This is a genomic window from Lachnotalea glycerini, from assembly GCF_003201285.1.
GTDB lineage: Bacteria > Bacillota > Clostridia > Lachnospirales > Lachnospiraceae > Lachnotalea > Lachnotalea glycerini.
In genome coordinates, this window is sequence record NZ_QICS01000007.1 from 19,131 (window position 1) to 39,777 (window position 20,647).

At 35.3% G+C, this 20,647-nt stretch carries 12 protein-coding genes; 1 reads left to right on the forward strand and 11 read right to left on the reverse strand.

The window, feature by feature from the left end; all coding sequences use genetic code 11:
* Window positions 1–242: 242 nt before the first annotated feature.
* From C8E03_RS13335 to C8E03_RS13380, 10 genes are all read right to left on the reverse strand, one after another.
* Complete coding sequence (locus C8E03_RS13335; RefSeq protein ID WP_110291258.1) at window positions 243–7,319, reverse strand: rhamnogalacturonan lyase family protein; 7,077 nt, start codon at window positions 7,317–7,319, stop codon at window positions 243–245.
* Window positions 7,320–7,719: 400 nt separating this feature from the next.
* Window positions 7,720–8,193, reverse strand: a complete 474-nt coding sequence (locus tag C8E03_RS13340; RefSeq protein ID WP_094379129.1) for a methylglyoxal synthase — start codon at window positions 8,191–8,193, stop codon at window positions 7,720–7,722.
* A 131-nt stretch (window positions 8,194–8,324) separates the two neighbouring features.
* A complete protein-coding gene (locus C8E03_RS13345; protein WP_330410817.1) occupies window positions 8,325–10,223 on the reverse strand; it encodes an ABC transporter ATP-binding protein in 1,899 nt (632 codons plus the stop codon).
* Window positions 10,223–11,950 carry an ABC transporter ATP-binding protein gene (locus tag C8E03_RS13350; protein WP_110291259.1) on the reverse strand — a complete coding sequence of 576 codons (1,728 nt, stop codon included), beginning with the start codon at window positions 11,948–11,950 and terminating at the stop codon, window positions 10,223–10,225. The genes C8E03_RS13345 and C8E03_RS13350 overlap by 1 nt, the downstream gene beginning before the upstream one ends.
* A gap of 65 nt (window positions 11,951–12,015) precedes the next feature.
* On the reverse strand, window positions 12,016–12,447 hold the full coding sequence (locus C8E03_RS13355; RefSeq protein WP_094379125.1) for a MarR family winged helix-turn-helix transcriptional regulator: 432 nt from the start codon (window positions 12,445–12,447) through the stop codon (window positions 12,016–12,018).
* Window positions 12,448–12,729: 282 nt separating this feature from the next.
* Window positions 12,730–14,448 carry an oleate hydratase gene (locus C8E03_RS13360; protein ID WP_094379123.1) on the reverse strand — a complete coding sequence of 573 codons (1,719 nt, stop codon included), beginning with the start codon at window positions 14,446–14,448 and terminating at the stop codon, window positions 12,730–12,732.
* 255 nt (window positions 14,449–14,703) lie between these two features.
* Complete coding sequence (locus tag C8E03_RS13365; RefSeq protein WP_094379121.1) at window positions 14,704–15,645, reverse strand: GDP-L-fucose synthase family protein; 942 nt, start codon at window positions 15,643–15,645, stop codon at window positions 14,704–14,706.
* A gap of 25 nt (window positions 15,646–15,670) precedes the next feature.
* A complete protein-coding gene (gene gmd, locus C8E03_RS13370) occupies window positions 15,671–16,750 on the reverse strand; it encodes a GDP-mannose 4,6-dehydratase (protein ID WP_110291260.1) in 1,080 nt (359 codons plus the stop codon).
* Between the two features lie 168 nt (window positions 16,751–16,918).
* Window positions 16,919–17,575: a potassium channel family protein gene (locus C8E03_RS13375; protein ID WP_094379117.1), complete on the reverse strand. Its 657-nt coding sequence runs from the start codon at window positions 17,573–17,575 to the stop codon at window positions 16,919–16,921.
* A gap of 9 nt (window positions 17,576–17,584) precedes the next feature.
* Complete coding sequence (locus C8E03_RS13380; RefSeq protein ID WP_110291329.1) at window positions 17,585–18,925, reverse strand: TrkH family potassium uptake protein; 1,341 nt, start codon at window positions 18,923–18,925, stop codon at window positions 17,585–17,587.
* A 413-nt stretch (window positions 18,926–19,338) separates the two neighbouring features.
* On the opposite strand from C8E03_RS13380, the gene C8E03_RS13385 reads away from it, so the two are divergent.
* On the forward strand, window positions 19,339–19,539 hold the full coding sequence (locus tag C8E03_RS13385; protein ID WP_094379115.1) for a cold-shock protein: 201 nt from the start codon (window positions 19,339–19,341) through the stop codon (window positions 19,537–19,539).
* Between the two features lie 217 nt (window positions 19,540–19,756).
* Here the strand turns inward: C8E03_RS13385 and hisA are convergent, their stop codons facing one another.
* On the reverse strand, window positions 19,757–20,533 hold the full coding sequence (gene hisA, locus C8E03_RS13390; protein ID WP_094379113.1) for a phosphoribosylformimino-5-aminoimidazole carboxamide ribotide isomerase: 777 nt from the start codon (window positions 20,531–20,533) through the stop codon (window positions 19,757–19,759).
* Window positions 20,534–20,647 lie beyond the last annotated feature (114 nt).

Genomic DNA, 20,647 nt, shown 5'->3' on the forward strand with positions numbered 1-20,647 from the left:
TTAGCCTGCATTACCAGTAACAATCCAAATCTTATTAATAATATATTACAAACTCTATCTATTGGTAATGATATCATACTGTTTACACATTGTCAAAGTCGATTGATTTTTTCGTCATTTTCTTCAAACCTCTATAACATTTTTTGTGAATATTCACTATTTTTAGTGTTTTTAATCAATTTTACCAATCAGAAACTTTGACTCATAGAAAAAACAATCCTATGAGTCAAATGGTGCCTATTTTATTTCTTGATTGTTACTTTGTTTACAGAGCTATATGATCCATAAACTTTATTTTGAGCTCCATCTAATTTGTATGCTCTCGCCTTTACATAATATGTACATCCCTGAATCAGTCCTTTTATTGTTTTTGTTTTACTGGTACTGTTTATAATATTTACGCTTTGTTCAAAGCTACTGTCCGTTGAATAAATAATTTCATATCCCTTTGCCTTGCTTACTTTCAAAAGCTTTATCTTCATGCTTTGTTTACTTGAGTTAGTAAGAGCCTTAATTGTAGTCTTATCTACCTCTATCTTCTCCCATTTGGCATAAATAATAAGGTCTTCATTTGTCTTTTTTGAAATCTTTGTAATTTTGCTAGAAAAGCTTTTATCGGTATACCATCCCTGAAATAAACAACCTGCTTTTGTGGGAGCTTTCAGCTTTATGTTTTTATTATTATCAACTTCTGTAGGATTGTCCTGATGATTAATTCCACCATCTAATTCATATGTTATTGTATAGCCTTTTGTTGTAGGATCATCCTGTTTTGTTGATTGTTCTTCTCTTATTATGATTGCTCCGAGTCTTGAAACTCGATCTGAAGCAAATGCAATATTTAATTGTCCATCCTTTACCTCCACCTCATAGCTGCCTATCGTATAAGCAGATGCAGTATTTGCTACAGAAAAGTTAACAGTTTCTTCTATCGTTCCCTTGATATCACTTTTATAGCTTGAATTGCTCATTAATTCCACGATATATTTTCCGTTTGAAACATCCACTTGAAAAGTAAGACCCGCTGGAAGTGCAAAATCTCTGTACACCATATAAGGTGTTGGATGAATTGGATTCGAATAGGTGAATGGCTCTGATCTTCCATTGACAATTGTTTCATCCGTGATGTCAAAACCATACCCCTTTTCACTGGAATATTGAATTCCTAAGCTTGCTGCCGTCTGTGTTTCATTTTTGCCATTTACGGTAATTCCCGTCCAACCGTCTGCAACCTGATCGTTATTAATTCCAAAATCAAATTTATACAAGGCTTTGTATGGTACAATGCGAATCAATAATGTAACTTTAGAATCATAATCGTTTACTGTTCCTGTTATTGCTATAACACCTTCCTTTGAGGTATCCTGATTATTTGTATCCCAGATAATTTCTGACATACCACTATTACCACTTGCATATTCTACTTTAATTGAAGCAGGCAGGACATTGCTTGTAAGCTTTTGATTTACAATTATCTCAATCGGATTTAATTGCTCTGTTAAAGCTGTAATATAATCACTCACTATTATAACATTAAGAATTACTTCAATATTAACAATCTCCTTAAGCTTTGCAGTTAAGGCATAAGTACCAAGCACATTATTGTTAAAATCTCCTTCCCATGAATCCACTTGAATCTGTTTTGTTGAGCCATTCAAATAAGTAACTTCTACAGTTTCTGGTAACGTTATATTGCTGCCAACGACTGCTTTTATATCTTCAATTGATGTATAGCCTGTTACCGTATTTTCTATAATGGTTACCGTTGTTTCTACTTTTTTTGAATACCCAGAGATTATGGCATATACTTTATAGGTTCCCGGCGTTGACAAGTCAACCTCGTTTACCTCCCAGGTAACCTCTGTTAAAACTTCCTTATCATTTGAATCAATTACACTGATTGTTTTTGGTAGTAAATCAGCAACTGTTTGTCCGTCCGTAAGAAGTGTATCCTCTACAAGACTATCCAGTACAATTTTTTTTATTTCCTTGATATCCACCAGTGTATCGGCACTGACTGCTCTTGACATAAAAGAGGTCTTATCATTTACAATGGCGGCAATTTTATATAGATAACTACTTCCACATTTGACTGTTGTATCTGTATAAGCATAAATGATTTCTGTACCCGTGGTCTTATCTTTGACTGATAAGCTGTCATTTTTAATTGTGGTAATTAAGGAAAAATCATCGCTGCCTGCATCTGCCCTGTATATTTCATAGCCTTGTATCTCATTACCATAGGTGCCATCATTTGCCGGTGTAAAATTGAGTGTCACTTTGTTTTGATCCGTTGCTTCTACCGTGACTTGTGCCGTAATCAGTCCTTCTGATAATAAATAGCTTAAATTGGCAGGCTGATTATAGCCGACATTTTGCCAAGCTATACCCTCTCGGTATGCCAAATTTTCCATCAGACAAGGTACCACATAATCTGTTTGTATGGTTGTCGTATAGATTCGGATTTTACTGTTATCAGCTGCACACCGAAGAATCATTTCCTCTCTCCAGTCACCAAGAAAATCTGCAATTAATCCTGCATTTCCCTTTGTTCCATTAGAGGTAAAAACCTCACCTGATTCAAAAGTCACTTCTTCTTTACTTGTTTCATAGTTCCATTTTGCAATTGTAGTAGTTAATGGTACATATGCTGTTTTATCAAAGGTATGATCAAATATTTCACTTAGTAAGTCACCATCCCAGAAAATTGAAAAATTTGAAGCCGGTGAATTTTGTGATATGGTTATAAGATTTTCAAGTGTTGAAGTGGAGGAATAAACCCCTCCGTCCTTGGAATCCCACGCTGGCTCCTCCTCTGCAACATCGCTTGGTCTTGCGATGGACCAAAATTCTGCAAATGGATATGTCGGGTCAATATCTGCGGCAACCCCTCGACCAGTATCCTTTCCGGTATAATAACCCATTAATACTTTGCCTGTTTCTGCATCATGAATTTCTACATGATAGGCTGCATTGTCATGTTCATGAACCTGCATTACCTCTAGCCCATCATTCCATTCTACCCAATCTGAAACATGCATTGCATCTCCGTGTCCTAAACCTGTTGAATATTTTAAGGAACCATTATGATCAACAACTAAGGAACCATAAATAATCTCATCTTTTCCATCATTATCAACATCATTTACGCTTAACCCATGGTTTCCCTGTGCTTCTATTATGTCTTTATCATACTCTTCTAGCAATTCATTGGTATCGAATTTCCAATAGACATCAAGTGTATCTCCTATTTGGTCTTGATTGGTATCAATTAGACAATATGCCGTTAAGGCTGCTCTTGTATAATAACCACGGCAAAATACGGCACATGGTGTCTGGCCGTCTAAATATGCTACAGCTGATAAAAAACGGTCAACACGATTGCCGTAAGTGTCTCCCCATGCTGAAACGCTTCCTCTCTCTGGAAGATAAGCAGCCGTTGATAGTATCGTACCGTTATCATCAAACATTGTAAAATATTCCGGTCCCTCAAGTATATATCCAGATGTATTTCTGTAATCATTTTTTTCACTAATGCTGTCAACAGGCAAGGCATCTGCATTGCATGCCCCTACATAACCTGTTTCTTTCAGCCCCTCATCGCTTCCGTCACTGCTCTGATAAATTGTAGTTGAGTCGGCGGTTTTAATCGCTAATTCTGCCTTACCGTCTCCATCAAAGTCCCACACCTGAAACGGAGAGTAATGAGCTCCTGAGCGAATATTGATTCCTAGATTTACACGATATAATAGTTTGGCTTTTCCTGTTGATATATCTATGTCATATGCATCAATAAAGGTGGTGCCCGTATAGCCTGAATAGGAATTATCCTTGGCATTGCTTGGATACCATTTCACAAACAGCTCGTACTCTCCGTCACCGTCTATATCACCAACTGACATATCGTTTGCCTCATAGGTACATGTACTGTTGTCTGGCATAGTTTGAGCCTTTGGCTTATAGAGCTGAAGCTCAAGATATTGATTATTCCATACTGCAACTTCTTTGGTGCTCAACCCCAAGGATGCATCATTGCTTCCAACCACCTTATAAGTATCTCCTGTACTGCCGCTTTCATCCACCAGATTTGTTACTGAAATATTAGAAGCAATTGCTGTGTCATTTCGATACACAGTAAAAGTCGTTGACAAATTGTTATTGTCTATTAAATCTTTTTCAAAAGCTCTCCAGCTTAAATAGACTCCGCTGGTATATTCTTTTCCCTTAGAATCTGTTGCTGATAGGTTGGTAGACGCGCCTTTATCACCTGACAAGTTTACAGCTACAACACCTCGATCGGTTAATTTTTCCGGCGCTGCTGCTACCAATTCACCTGTAATCGGTGTTTCGCATACTTTAGAAAATTCGCCTACACCACCGCTATTTTTAGCCTGCACCTTGTAATAATAATGAATATTGGTTGTTATATCGCTATTCTCATCGGTAAAGCTTGTACTTGTGCTCGTTCCTACCTTAGTAAAGCCTTGAAAGCCTTTCTCTGTCTCTGTCTTTGAAGAACGATAAATAATATAGGAATCGGCATCCGTCTGACTGTCCCATGAAATCATAATTTTACCGTTCTTAGCACTGTCACATCTTACATTGGATGGTGCAACAGGAAGTGTTACTTCCTCACTTAGCATAACAATTTCAACTGTGTTGCTAGCTGCGCTTTCAGCACCAAGAGAAGTTACCGCAGTAACATAGTATTGATAGGTTTCCCCAAGTGGAGCGGCCATTGCCCGCGCATCTAAATCATCTATCTGTGCTGCCTGAATCGTCTTTGCGACAGAGAAACTCTGATCAGTAGAAGCCTTTTGATATACATTATAATAGGAAGCTTCGTCTATTCCTGTAAAATTAATTAAGAACGTAGCCTGCTTTTGAGTAAAATTCATTTCTGAATAACTTAACATAGTTGGCGTCCCTAAGATTTTGGTCACTTCCAACCCATTGATATAGGCATTCGTCCCTCCAATTCCTATGTTAAGCTGTCCGTCTGTAACACGGACTTTTCCTGTTATACTTGCTAAAGCCTGCTTAGTAGAAAGTGTCCCAACCGAAATACCTTCTGCGGTATAGCTAGCCTTAATTGTACTTGTTCCCGCAAGTAAATCGCAGGCATAAATTGTCACCTCATAATCTCCATTTGCAAGGTCAAGTGTAAATTCTGCCTCTCCAAGACAAAAATCGTCTGCCATAGCCGAAGAGTCAGTGTTGCCGTTACCAAAACGGTTTCTTCCATTCCCAGGTGCTTTCACAAAGCCGTAGCCTGCCTCCTTAGAATACATCTGATTTTCTGTAACTTCCGTCCAGCCTGACATTGCATTCTTAGCAGACGCAATCCCAAAGTCAAATTTGTAGGCAGATGATTTGGTCGAAACAGTAATTCGATTGGATAATTCTCCCACTCCCAATTCATTAAAGCCAGCCACCGCATATACATAGGTCTTACCGCCATCACATGAAGAATCTGTATATGCGGTCTTGGAGCTGACTGAATACTTATCTGCGTTGGAAAAATCGACGTCGTCTGCCTTTTGGTCACCCTCTAGTTCCTGACGATAGATATAATATAGCTCTGCATCCTTTGAAGCATTCCAGCTTAGTGCTATGCTGGATGCTCCTACTTCTGCAATTGATAAATTGTCTGGTATAGATGGCTTATTTTGTGCTAAGGTAAGTGTTATATACGCGGCAAGCCCTTTTAATTGCTCGTTATTTTGAATTCCGTTTGCAACACATTGTGCAAATTTATAAGCTCCATAGTACTGTAAGTGTGTAGAATCCGATACTCCGCCTGCATAATAGCCTTCATATTCTCCTGCTGCCAACTGAAGAAAGAGCGATTTTGCCCCCTCTATGCCAAAGGAATTGCAGACATCAATTGACAAAGCTGTCAAATCAACAATAGGAACGTTTTGTTCGTTTGCAATTTTTTTCATTACATTACGATAGGCTTCAAAGTTGCTGACAAAGGTATCAAGCTCTTTGCTTTCTGTTGTCTTATAGCTATATCTTGCAACCGGCGTAACTAAGATACAGGTTGCACCTCTTTGTTTTGCTCCATCTATATAGTATTGCAGCCATTTTTCAAAATTCTCTGCGGAAACATATCGGTTTGGTCTTGAATAGGTTGCATCATTATGCCCCCACTGAACCAGCAAATAATCTCCAGGCTTTACATCCTCTAACAAATCATCAAGTTTACCTTCTTCTATAAATGATTTTGAACTTCTACCCCCGATTGCCCGATTTTCAATAATAACATTTGATGTTTCATAGGTCTGACTCTGACTGTAATTTGCATTTTCACATTCTCTCTCCTCTACAAACTCGCCAAAAAAATTATATAATACCTGTCCCCACCCCGTCTGTGGATAGTAATAGGAATCATAGGTCTGAACGGTTGAGTCTGATGCTATGAAAATCGTTGGTTTACTTCCTTCTTTATTTTCAATTTTATTAAAGCTTATACTTTTTACATATATCGTTTGTATCTTTGCATCTGCTTGTGACGTAGCAGCACTTGAGGCTAAAAATTTCAGGTTCAATACACCATCCACTAAACAGGCAGTAAATTCAACCTCTTTTTCTTCCTCTGCTCCTATTGCAATGTCTTTTATTTTCGTAATGTCCTCTGATTCCAAATACGCTGTAATTTCATTGTCTGTTGGATTAACCAGAGTTATTGTCACATTATAATTAGCCGGTTCAAGAGCAAAGTCCAAGGTTGAAGTATCCTCATAGGTAAACACGCCATACCCTGTACTTTCTGTCTCTGTCCACACCTTACTTGAAATTGCGGCGCAGTCCGTTTTGTCTTCAACATAGGAAGCAACACCCTGAACTATCTTAGCCTCTCTTGGATAATAAACGTTAGAAACCCAACCGGGTGCTTCCTCCTGATAAGTTACATCACTATAGCCATAACCTATCTCCTCACTAAAAAGAGTATCTTTTGAAATGTCTTTCCCTTCTCCAAAGTAAAATACTTTCCCCTCTGTTGTTTCTACTTTTGTCTCTTCTGCTATCTCTTCTTTTGTCTCTTCTTTTGTTTCTTCTTTTGTTTCTTGTTTTGTTTCTTGTTTTGTCTCTACTTTTGTCTCTTCTTTTGTCTCTACTTTTGTCTCTTCTTTTGTTTCTTCTTTTGTTTCTGTTTCCATTTCCTGTGATGCTTCTTCATCCTTAATATCGTCTGCTGCCGCTATTTCTTTCGCATAAGATGTTATTACCGAAGTAAATAGATTAGCCCCCACTAATGATATTACTATCATTATCGCCAACAAACGATTTATTTTACCCCAAATCTTTTTCATTTCATTGCTCTCCTCTCCATTTTGATTATTGTACTACAACCAAAATATACCATTGTTTTAAATGCACGTACAATAATCAATTTTGATACTGCTTATCACTTTTAACCATTGATATTTTAATGCTTTCCTGCATTTCAATCTATATTTTCACTAATTAAATAGTCAAATTGATTAATAGTTTTCGATAATCCCTTTAAATTACAAATAAAATTCTAACTATATTTCTACAAAGTATCAAATTCGACTATATTTTATCAATAATAACGATCAATATTCTGCTTTACTTGATTGCAACAAGATATTCTCATTTCAATATAAATGATATATTAATTCACTCATCCCCAATAAAAAAAGTCATTTACTATTCTTTTATAAAATAGTAAATGACTTTTTTCATGAATTACAGTGTGCTTGCTCTATCCTTAATATTTTTATTGAAATTAATTACCTGATGCTCATATATCTCATTTACATATGGAGATGTAATCATAAAATCAGCCGTAGCTTTATTGTTTGCAATCGGAATATCATATACCTGAGCAATTCGAAGCAAGGCTTTTACATCTGGATCATGAGGTTGAGCTGTCAAAGGATCTGAAAAGAATATTACTAAATCTATTTTGCCTTCAACAATCTTTGCTCCTATTTGCTGGTCACCTCCCAGTGGACCGCTATTATAGCCTTTTACCGGCAAGCCGGCTTTTTCTGTAATCATTCTGGCTGTTGTTCCTGTCCCACACAACATATGTTTTTTCAATATATCATAGTGTTCTTTACACCATTCTATCAAATCGTTTTTCATATTATCATGTGCAATTAATGCTATGCTTTTACATTTGTTTAGTGCTAGCGTTATATATTCGTCGTTTATCATAGTTTTTCCTTTCTGATACTACATAAATGATTGAATCTAATAATATATTTTTTGTCATAAAAACTGTTTAATATTCACTATCACTATTATAATACATTTTTCGATAAAATTATACATTTTTTGCGTTAAATTTATGCTAACTCAAAAGCTCCTGTATAAAGCTGATAATATTTGCCTTTCTGCATTATTAAATCATTATGACTTCCTTTTTCAATAATTCTACCCTGCTCCAAAACCATAATGACATCAGAATTTTTAACCGTTGAAAGCCTATGTGCAATTACAAATACTGTCCTGCCCTCCATAAGGCGATCCATGCCCTGCTGTACAATTGCTTCTGTTCTTGTATCAATACTAGATGTTGCTTCATCTAATATAAGAACAGGCGGATTTGCAATGGCAGCTCTTGCAATGGCTAATAGTTGTCTTTGTCCCTGTGACAAGCTTCCTCCATCTCCTGTTAGAATCGAGTTGTATCCTTCAGGTAAATGCTGGATAAAGCCATCCGCATTTGCAAGCTTTGCAGCTTTTATCACCTCTTCGTCTGTAGCATCTAGTTTACCATAACGAATATTTTCTGCAACTGTTCCAGTAAACAGATGGGTATCCTGCAATACAATTCCCAAGGATTGTCGTAAATCGGATTTATGAATCTTATTAATATTAATTCCATCGTATCGAATCTTACCATCCATAATTGGATAAAATCGATTAATTAAATTCGTAATGGTAGTCTTACCTGCTCCTGTCGATCCAACAAATGCTATCTTTTGTCCTGGTTTAGCGTATAAAGCAACATCATGGAGTACAATTTTTCCCTCGGTATACCCAAAATCTACATTCTCAAATACCACATCTCCGAGAACTCTTGTATAAGTAATACTACCATCCTCATGTGGATGCTTCCATGCCCACATGCCGGTTCGTTCTACCGTTTCTGTAATATTACCATATTCATCGATCTTTGCATTGACTAGCTTTACGTAACCATCATCCTCTTCCGGCTCTTCATCCATAATATGAAAGATTCTCTCTGCACCTGCCAAAGCCATAATAACTGCATTCAATTGCTGAGACATCTGTGTTATTGGCATATTGAAGCTCCTTGTCAATTGCAGAAAGGATGCCAACGCACCGATTGTAAAGCCAAACGTTCCACTCATTGCCAGCAGTGCACCTACTACTGCAGTCAGAACGTAGCTGACATATCCTAAATTACCCATAATTGGCATTAATATGTTAGCAAAAATATTAGCTTGATTGGCGCTGTTAAACAGTTCTCCATTTAATTCATCAAATCTTTTTTTCGCTTCCTGTTCGTGGTTAAATACCTTTACTACCTTTTGACCTTCCATCATTTCCTCAATGTAGCCATTGATAGCTCCCAAATCCTTTTGCTGTGCCACAAAATAGGTTGCACTCTTTTGACCAATCGTTTTTGTTATTTTTAACATAATTATTACTACAAAAATGGACAATGCAGCAAGTGGTACACTAAGTACTACCATTGATATAAAGACACTGATGACCGTTACGATAGAGTTTAGCAGTTGCGGCAAGCTTTGACTAATCATCTGTCTTAGCGTATCTGTATCATTTGTGTATAAGCTCATCAAGTCTCCATGAGCATTTTGATCGAAAAAAGGTATTGCCAAGGACTCCATATGAGAAAACAAATCATCTCTTATTTTTTTTAACGTACCTTGCGATATCTGGATCATAATACGGCTATACAAATAAGTGCAGATAACACCAATATAATAAATGACTGCCATCATCATAATAGCTCTTAGAAGTGGAATAAAATTAGGATCACTTTGTCCAAGCAATGGTAGAATATAGTCATCAATCAGATTTTTCAAAAACAAGGTTCCAACAACACCTGCAAGTGAGCTTATTATAATGCAAGCAGCAACCAGCATAAATTGTAATTTGTATTGCTTTAAAATATATACAATAAGTCTCTTCAAGGTCTTACCGGCATTTTTACTTTTCTTTACGGGTCTTAAATTTCGATTCATTCCTGCCATTATACTTGTGCTCCTTTCATTTGAGATTCATATACTTCCTTATAGATTTGATTCGATTTTAATAACTCTTCATGTGTTCCAAACCCATCTACTCTTCCATCATTTAATACCAATATTTTATCTGCATCCTCTATAGAAGATATTCTTTGTGCAATAATAATCTTGGTTGTATCCGGTATTTCTTCCATAAATGCCTTGCGAATGAGGGAATCTGTTTTTGTATCCACTGCACTTGTCGAATCATCCAAAATAAGGATTTTAGGCTTTTTAAGCAATGCCCTTGCAATACACAATCTTTGCTTTTGTCCTCCTGATACATTACTTCCACCCTGTTCTATGTAAGTGTTGTATTTATCCTCAAGTCCTTCAATAAATTCACTGACCTGTGCCTGCTTACAAACTCGAATAATATCTTCTTCTGTGGCATCCTTATTTCCCCAGCGTAAATTATCTATAATAGTACCTGAAAAAAGTACATTCTTTTGCAATACTACGGATACATCATCTCGTAAGGTTTCAATATCATAATTTTTTACGTCAACGCCTCCAACTTTAACACATCCTTTTGTCGCATCATATAAACGAGGAATCAACTGTACCAATGAGGATTTGGCACTGCCTGTTCCACCAATAATTCCAACCGTCTCTCCTGCTTTTATGGATATATGCACATCCTCCAACACCAACTTATTGATATCGTTTCCATAACTAAACGAGACATGTTCAAAAGTAACTGAACCATCCATCACCTCAGTGATTGGATTTGCTGCAACCAATAAATCACTTCTTTCCTCTAATACCTCAATAATACGTTCCGCTGAGGATTTTGCCAAAATTACCATTACGAATACCATGGATATCATCATTAGACTCATTAAAATATTTGTTGCATAGGTATAAAAACTCATTAATTGACCTGTAGCCATCGTATTTGAAACAATCATCTTTGCTCCAAGCCAAGATAACAACATAATGCATGTATACATGGTAAATTGCATCAATGGGGCATTTAGAATGATTATTTTTTCCGCCTTAATAAAACACTCATATAAAGTTTTCGATGCTTTTTTAAACTTTTCTACTTCATAATCCTCTTTCACATAAGCTTTAACCACTCGAATTCCTGTTAAATTTTCTTGTACGCTTGCATTTAAACTGTCATACTTTTTAAATACCAAAACAAAGTAAGGATGTACTCTCGTCATTATAAAATAAAGTGCTGTTCCAAGAAAAATGGTAGCTCCCAAGAATACAAGTGCCAGCCTTGCATTCAATATAAATGACATTAGCATTGCACTCATCAGCATAAAGGGGGCCCTTACACACATCCTGATTATCATCTGGAATGCATTTTGCACATTTGTCACATCCGTAGTCAATCTTGTAATCAGACCTGCGGTGGAATATTTATCTATATTACCAAAAGAAAATTCCTGGATGTTATTATAAATCGCCTTGCGAAGATTTCTTGCGAAACCTGCCGAAGCAGTTGCTCCATATTTTCCTCCCAATGCACCACTAATTAAGGATAATAAGGAAATGACAATCATGACTAGGCCTATTTTTATTACATAATACACATCGCCTGATGCCAGACCCTTATCAATAATCAATGCCATTAATGTAGGTATAAATATTTCAAATATTACTTCTAACATTACAAATATTGGTGTTAATAAGGTTTCTTTTTTGTATTCACCAATATAACCATATAATTTTTTTATCATATTTTTCTCCATATTGTTTCTTTTATGTCACTTAATTGCCTAAAGAGGATGTTTTCAACTTCTTTCTAAGATTCTTCAACTACTCCTGATATTTTATCCATAATCTGAAAAAAATTTACTAACTCATCTTTTGTTAACACCTGCTGAAATCTAATTTCTCTTTTTTCCAGACCATTACCTATCATCTTATTCACTTGCCTTGCTTTTTCGGTTAAAACAATTTTCTTAAATCTTGCATCCTCTTTCATACTTTCCCGTTCAATATAGCCGTTCTTTTCCAATAATTGTAATACACTCGTAACAGAGGATTTTCTTATCCTGAATTCCTTTTCGATATCTTTTTGAAAAATATCCCTCTTTCCCGATTCGTTATCCAAAAATTTCAAAATTACTGCCTGCATTCTTGTTAGACCATGTCCGGCTATCGCCTGATCCATATCTCTTTTGAGCAGATAGGATAAATCAATAATCGATTTTCCAATACTTTTTATTTTCATACATCACCTTTCTCGTAATTAGTTTGATTTCTAACTATTATAATAAAAAATATTATATTCGTCAATAATTTAATTTTAAAATATTTTTTTAGAGCAAAGCGTACAAGTCCGCATCAGCTCTCTAATCCTTCACTCACGAAGGTCTTGACCGCTTTGCCAAGCCGAATGCTGTCAGGCAGTGACATTCTCCTCTTGCATTCGTGCGCATTCTGTTTTATTTCATAGAATCAATTCCTATAAAATAAACAGCAGTTCTACAAAATGATCTGCTGTTCATAAATTTTATCGATATGCTGTTTTCAGAGCGTTTACTAAAACTACCGGATCTTTCATAAATTGAGTTACTGGACATATACCTGCTGTAGAAATTCCAAGTAGCGTATATACTGCAATTCTTGCTGCCCTTACGGAATACTCTTCTGTAAATACCATATCTTTTGGAATTTCAACGAACTGGCTTATCATGGCAAAATTAGTTGAATTTTTTGGTACCACGAAAGGTCTGTCAGACATTTTTCTAGGTTGGAATTGTGCATCTACATATGGCATAATACAAGGAATCACATTAACAATATCCATCTTTATTTCATCTGTATTGTCCTGTAAATGTAAATGATACAGCATTTCATCTAATATTTCCTCACCATTGCAGTCTCTCATTGGCTTTTGTACATAATCTCCATTATTTCCTGTATATAGACCATATCCCCAGAATATCCTCTCCTTAGCCGTTTGGTTTTTAAAATGGGGCTGTGCAGCAACTACGATACTCATTAGCCAATTGGAATCTTTAAAGGTCATGAGAGCTCCGCTGCCTGCTACATTACCTGAGATTTGTTCGATTAGTTTATGAAGCTTATCACTTTTACAAGTAACCGTAAAGCTTTCCCAGTTTGTTTCTTCCGGCTTGGAAAAAAAAGGAGTTGGATCACCAAGACCCGTCTTCTTAGCGGCTGCCTTATGCCATAATTCAGCAGATATCGGATTAGACGAGTCCATTTTGGCAGGTTCAGAGTAATTGCCTAAGGTTGCACAATCTGTCATACAGCCGTTTGTCATAAAGCATAAATCTCCCTCTTTTAAATTGACAAGTTCTTCCTCCCCATATCGATCCAGATGTAAAGTTGTTACTGTGATATTGCTGTCTTCCTTAAAATCAATATCACTTACAGTACAATTTGTAATGAAATTTACTCCTTTGTCTACCAAATATTGTTTTAAAGGAAGGATTACACTTTCATATTGATTGTACGGCGTTCTTGTAACTCCTTCTAATGTCTCAATTCGGCTGAATTCAAATATCATTCTCTCCATATATCGTTTAAATTCAAACAGACTGCTCCACTTTTGAAATGCAAAAGTGGTCTGCCACATAATCCAGAAATTCGTTTCAAAGAATTGAGGTGCATGTGCAAACCATTCCTGAATTGTCATATCGTCAAGCTTATCTTCCGGCGTCATCATTAATTTAGCAAGCGCTATTCTATCCTCTTTATGCAATCCCATACTTTTTACATCTACAATTTTGCCATCCTTATCTAGAAGTCTAGCTTTAGCGCAAGTTGGATGCATGTGATCAAAATCAAGGATTTCCTGTGTCACGCTCTTCCCTGGTTCCTCTATTGAGGGAATAGAAGAAAAAAGCTCCCAGAAGTTTTCGTAGGTTTCTTCATTAAGCATTCTGCCGCCACGACACACAAACCCTTTCTCCGAGGTACCATTTCCATCATTACTGCCCCCCAAAATGTGCATCCCTTCATATATGTGTATATTCTGACCTTGGAAGTTGCAGTCACGAATCAAATAAGCTGCACCCGCCATACTGGCAAGTCCTCCACCTATAAAATATACTTGTTTATTACCCGGATTATAATTTTTCATTTGAACTTCAGCGTTTTTTATTTGCTGATATTTTGCATTTTTTTTTGCCGCTGAAATGGCTACTACCGTAGCTGCAGCAGTCGCTCCTGCAACCAGTGTTTTCGAAACTTTCTTACCCATAAAGTGTTTCTCCTTATCGATTATTTTTATATTGCCATGCTTGGCATAGGCAAACTTTTTTCGTTATTATACATTTTCTCTTAAAAGCGGTAAATTTATTCACAAATAGATAATCGAAAATTAAGTTTCCTTTTGCATTCGTGCACATTGTAATTTTATTTCATAGAATCAAAGCTATTATACGTTAACAATAAGGTCTTTCCTATGAACTAAAAAAAGAATGTGCAGAGCACATTCCCATTCAAAATACCAAAATCATCTTATATGATGTTCTTTATTTATTAGATAATCTTCATACACAAGCTTGATTCCATTTGATATCTCAGTCTTATATTTCCAGCCAAGACTTTCTAATTTACTTACATCTAATAATTTTCTTGGAGTTCCGTCAGGCTTTGATAAATCATAAACAATTTCACCTTGATACCCTACTATCTTTTTGATCGTTTCAGCCAGCTCATTTATTGCTATTTCCTTACCAGTTCCAATGTTTACAGTTTCATTTCCTGAATAATGGTTCATTAAATACACACATGCATCTGCCAAATCATCCGCATAAAGAAATTCTCGTAATGGCTTACCACTTCCCCATATGGTAACGACAGGCTCGTTATTCTTTTTTGCAAGATGAATTCTTTGCAATAAAGCAGGTAAAACATGTGAATTCTCAGGATGGTAATTATCATTGATTCCATATAGATTTGTTGGCATTACACTAATAAAATCGGTTTTATACTGCTTATTTAAATATTCACAATATTTAAGACCTGAGATTTTAGCCAATGCATATGCTTCATTCGTTTTTTCTAATTCACTAGTCAGTAAACAGTCCTCTTTCATTGGCTGGGGTGCCATTCTGGGATATATGCATGAGCTTCCTAAAAACATTAATTTTTTAACTTGATGATCCAAAGAGCTTTTAATCACATTCATTTCCAAAATCATGTTATCATACATAAAATCAGCCGGATAGTTACTGTTTGCCATGATTCCACCAACCTTGGCAGCAGCCAAAAAAACATATTCAATTTTTTCTTTCTCAAAAAATTCCTCTACCTGTGCTTGTCTTCTTAAGTCTAATTCACTGCTGCTTACTTTTACTATGTTGGTATAACCATATGCTTCTAATGTTCTGACTATTGCCGAACCTACCATTCCCCTATGACCTGCAACAAATATCCTTGAATTCTTCTCCATATTGATGATACCCTTTCTATCCTTCTTAACCTATTTTTTCTATAAAACCATAGTTACTAACATACTCTACTTTTCCTGATTTTTCAATATCTGATTTCACCATCATAGTAACAAGATCTCTAAAGCTTACTCCCCTTGTCCAGCCAAGCTCTTTTTGTGCTCTACTTGGGTCACCACATAAAATTTCTACCTCCGCTGGTCGAAAGAATGCAGGGTCAACGTCAACTAACAGCTTTCCTGTTTTCTTATCATATCCCTTTTCATCAACGCCTTGTCCCTGCCATTCAAGTTCTATACTGATTTCGGCAAAGGCTAGCTCAACAAATTCACGAACTGTATGTGTTTCACCTGTTGCCAGTACATAGTCACTTGGCTTATCCTGCTGTAGAATTCTCCACATTCCTTCTACATAATCGCCTGCATATCCCCAGTCTCTTTTTGCATTCATATTTCCAAGAGACAGCTTATCTAAGGTTCCATTAGCAATTCCAGCTACCGCTCTTGTAATCTTTCTGGTTACGAAAGTCTCACCTCTGCGAGGGGATTCATGATTAAATAGAATTCCGTTTGAAGCAAACAGATCATAAGACTCTCGATAATTGACAGTAATCCAATAGGAATAGAGCTTTGCTACTCCATACGGACTCTTTGGATAAAACATAGTATTCTCATTCTGCGGTGCTGTTTTTGGCAAGCCTCCGAATAATTCTGAGGTAGATGCCTGATAAAATTTTGTATCTGCTTTAAGCATATGAATCGCCTCTAAAAGTCTTAAGGTTCCAATTCCGGTTACATCTGCCGTATATTCTGGTACTTCAAAAGATACGCCTACATGAGATTGTGCCCCCAAATTATAAATTTCATCCGGCTTAATTTTACATAATAAATTATTAATATTACTTGAATCAGATAAGTCTCCATAATGAAGTTTAAATTTATCATTCTTAATCTGTCTGTTATTACACAAATGTTCAATTCTTTCTGTACTAATACTACTATGTCTTCTAATAATTCCGTGTACCTCATACCCTTTGTCCAACAATAATTCTGACAAATAAGAGCCATCCTGACCTGTTACTCCTGTGATGAGTGCAATTTTACCCATAATAGTTCCTCCATTTATTTCTTATGTTTTATATTGCTTTATTATCTCTAAACTGTTCTATAATATAACACAATAAAATTGTTTTAATAACCTATTTTTTTGCTTAAAAAAGGTAAAATATTGCTAATAGCAATATTTTACCTTTCATGACATTTATCTCTATGTTTGTTATCTGGTATCTGCAAGTATTTTATCAATATCTGATTTCATTCCTATTATCATTAAGTGTTCTTTTCCAGTAATAATATAGTCAGCAGGCGGTAATAGCTTTACTTCACTATCTTCCTTTTTAATTCCCAAAATACTTACACGAAAATTAGGTCTTATTCCAATCTGCTTAATACTCTTTCCCAACCATGAACTCAACGGTGGAATCTCAACTATGGAATACCCCTCTGTTAATTCCACATAATCAAATACATGATTAGCGCTGCATCGGACTGCTAATTTTTCTGCAATATCACGATTTGGATAAATTACTTCATCTGCTCCGTTTCTCAAAAGAAACTTAGCATGGATATCACGATTCGCTTTACTAATTACGTATTTTGCACCTAATTCTTTAACAAGGCTTGTAATCTCTAAACTACTTTGAAAATTCGAACCTATGCATACAAAACAAATATCAAAATTGCTGATTCCCAGGCTTTTTAACACTTCTTCGTTTGTACAATCCCCAATTTTAGCGGCCGTTACGAAAGGGAGTAAATCGGATAATTTTTCTTCTAGCAAATCTATTATCATGACTTCATTGCCTAATTTGTTTAAATTTTTACATAAATGCTGACCAAAACGTCCCATTCCTATTATTAATATTGATTTCATACTCTTCTCCTATCCTATCGTGATGTGCTCAATTGGCTGGGCTACCGGTATTGTTTTTTTGTTGCTGCCAATAGACAGTGCAAAACTCAAGCTGCCAACTCTGCCGCAAAACATTAGAAATATAATAACTATTCTTGATACTGTGTTTAAATCTCTCGTAATTCCAGTTGACATACCAACAGTCCCTATTGCTGATAATATTTCAAAGGAAATATCTGTTAGAGTAAATTGCTGAACGGTTGAAATTACCAGTGCCGCTCCTACGGTTAAAAATAAGTTTGTACAAAGCACCGCACTTGCCTTTTTGATTGTTTCATCATCAAGACGACGTCCGTATATGTTACAACCATTTATTTTCTTAATATTAGCTCTTAAATACAAAATTAAAACCACCAAGGTTGTTGTTTTAATTCCGCCCGCTGTGGAACCTGGGCTTCCTCCAATAAACATTAACAACATCGTAAGTAACTTACTGTTATCCTGTAATAATGCCGTATCTATTGTATTATAACCTGCTGTTCTGGCTGTAACAGAGCTAAACAATGAACTTAGAATTATTCCACTATCAGACAAATCTTTCATTAAATAATTTCTCTCAAAAATATAAAATAAAGCAGCTCCGCCCAAAATTAAAATTGTTGTTGTAATTAACACTATCTTGCTATGCAGTTTATACTTTTTGTAATTTAACTTATTCTTAGATATATCATCCCATACTAAGAAACCAATTCCACCTATTATAATCAACAGCATTATCGTTACATTGATGATCCAATCATCTGTATATTCAGACAGCGATATATATTTATTTTTTTGTCCCATTAAATCAAAACCAGCATTGCAAAATGCTGAGATAGAATGAAAAATTCCGTAGTATATTCCTTTTATCAAACCAAACCGTTTGTAAAAACGAATTGATAATATAATCGCTCCTATTCCTTCAAAAATGGCAGTTCCCAATATTATCTTTTTGGCTAATCGTACAATCCCTCCAATTTGTAATGTGTTAACACTTTCCTGAAGTATTCCTCGCGTTCTAAGGCCTATTTTTCTTCTTAAAATGATAGAGAAAAATACACCAATTGTCATAAATCCCAATCCACCAATTTGTATCAATATTAATATGACAACTTGACCAAACAAGGTCCAATACTGGTATGTATCCCTAACCACTAAACCAGTCACGCAAGTTGCTGAGGTTGCTGTAAACAGTGCCTCTAAGAAGCTTGCTCCACCCATTTCTCTATTTGAGATTGGAAGCATCAGCAAAAATGTTCCTGTTAATATAATTATTAAAAAACCTATAACAATCATTTGTGATTGCGTTAACTTCTTATAAATGAGCGCCATCATTTTTCTTATTCCTTTCAAATATCATTAAGTCCAAATTATCATTTTAAAAAACGTTTTTATGATCCCATTTATTTTAAATAGCTAACAGATATCATACTCTTTAAATCTTAGTTTGACTAGCATTTTTTGAAATATTTTGGACTTTTTAAATAATCCGTTATAATATACAATCAAAATGCATTGTTTATCTATTTGAATATACATTTTTTTTGTTTTTCTGTCGTCTTTTGCATTTAATTGTTACAATTACCTAATTGCCAAGTAACATTTCTTCATTCATTGTTAGTTTTTTACTAATATTTTAATTTTTTATCTTTACAAGCTGTAACTTTTGTGATATTCTTTAGACATGTTGCAATATTTGCAACACAATACAATTTATTTTTTTATTTATATGGAGGTATATCATTATGAACAAAGGTACAGTAAAATGGTTTAACAACCAAAAAGGTTACGGATTTATTTCGGACGAAGAAGGAAATGATGTTTTTGTACATTATTCAGGACTTGTTATGGACGGATTTAAATCATTAGAAGAAGGACAGGCTGTTCAATTTGAAATTGTTAACGGTGCTAAAGGTCCTCAGGCTACTAACGTAAGCAAATTATAATCAGTTATTTTTAAATGTGCCTTTTTCATTAATATAAATTTCGATTTGTTATTTTTGATTAAAGCTATTTCAAGTGACTAGAAGAAATATAATGTGCCTTGCACATTATGCATACTTGGCGGAGAGAACACATAAGTTTCTCATCCGCCAATTGTGCATTTAGGAAATAGTTCGTACTTATATAAAAAGTAAGGCACCTTATTTTTGCTGATTCAATTTATTGATTCATAAATTCTATAACTTTTCTGTATTCCATATTTCCACCAAATAAATTGAGTGCACTGCCAATTGTAACATCCAACTTATTTTCTCCCAGACTTTTTAGTAATTCTAAATCATGGAAACTACCGATTCCGCCCGCATAAGTAATTGGGATTTTGCCCCATGCTCCAAGCATTTTCGCAAGTTTTATTTCAATTCCTGAGGCCTGCCCCTCTACATCAACTGCATGTATAAGAAATTCATCGCAATAATCTTTAAAAAAATCAAGAGTCTCTTCGCTCACTGTTACATCTGTAAATTTCTGCCAACGATCTGTTACAATATAATATTCATTATTCTTTTGCCTACAACTAAGATCAATAACCAAGTGCTCTTTTCCAACAGCAGATTTAATTCTTTCCAAATTATTTATATCAATTCTTCCATTTTTAAATACATAGGAAGTTACAATGACATGACTGGCTCCATCTTCCAAATAATAACAAGCATTATCTGCACGAATTCCCCCTCCTATCTGTAATCCACCTCGATATGAGTTAAGTGCCTGCACTGCCTGCCTTTTTGTTTCTTTATAGTAACTGGAATCTTCATGATTAAGCAATATAATATGTCCACCCTTTAAATGATCTTTTTGATAAAATTTTGCATAGTATTTTGCATCTAATTCAGATACATAATTCTCCTCTGCCCTATCAAATTCATCTGTTAGTGATCCACCTATTATTTGCTTCACTTTACCATTATGTATGTCAATACATGGTCGAAACCTCATAGTGCCCTCCCTATTATCTAAATTCTTAATGCTTTAGATAACGTAATAATAATTAAAGCTAAGTAAAACTTAAATGATTTCATGTTTCACTTAGCCTTATGAAATATTATATAC

Coding starts and splice junctions, on each gene's coding strand:
- C8E03_RS13375 (WP_094379117.1), bottom strand. CDS start 17,575: ATGAAATCAATATTAATAATAGGAATGGGACGTTTTGGTCAGCATTTA.
- C8E03_RS13385 (WP_094379115.1), top strand. CDS start 19,339: ATGAACAAAGGTACAGTAAAATGGTTTAACAACCAAAAAGGTTACGGA.
- gmd (WP_110291260.1), bottom strand. CDS start 16,750: ATGGGTAAAATTGCACTCATCACAGGAGTAACAGGTCAGGATGGCTCT.
- C8E03_RS13340 (WP_094379129.1), bottom strand. CDS start 8,193: ATGATAAACGACGAATATATAACGCTAGCACTAAACAAATGTAAAAGC.
- C8E03_RS13380 (WP_110291329.1), bottom strand. CDS start 18,925: ATGGCGCTCATTTATAAGAAGTTAACGCAATCACAAATGATTGTTATA.
- C8E03_RS13360 (WP_094379123.1), bottom strand. CDS start 14,448: ATGGGTAAGAAAGTTTCGAAAACACTGGTTGCAGGAGCGACTGCTGCA.
- C8E03_RS13355 (WP_094379125.1), bottom strand. CDS start 12,447: ATGAAAATAAAAAGTATTGGAAAATCGATTATTGATTTATCCTATCTG.
- C8E03_RS13335 (WP_110291258.1), bottom strand. CDS start 7,319: ATGAAAAAGATTTGGGGTAAAATAAATCGTTTGTTGGCGATAATGATA.
- C8E03_RS13345 (WP_330410817.1), bottom strand. CDS start 10,223: ATGGCAGGAATGAATCGAAATTTAAGACCCGTAAAGAAAAGTAAAAAT.
- hisA (WP_094379113.1), bottom strand. CDS start 20,533: ATGAGGTTTCGACCATGTATTGACATACATAATGGTAAAGTGAAGCAA.
- C8E03_RS13365 (WP_094379121.1), bottom strand. CDS start 15,645: ATGGAGAAGAATTCAAGGATATTTGTTGCAGGTCATAGGGGAATGGTA.
- C8E03_RS13350 (WP_110291259.1), bottom strand. CDS start 11,950: ATGATAAAAAAATTATATGGTTATATTGGTGAATACAAAAAAGAAACC.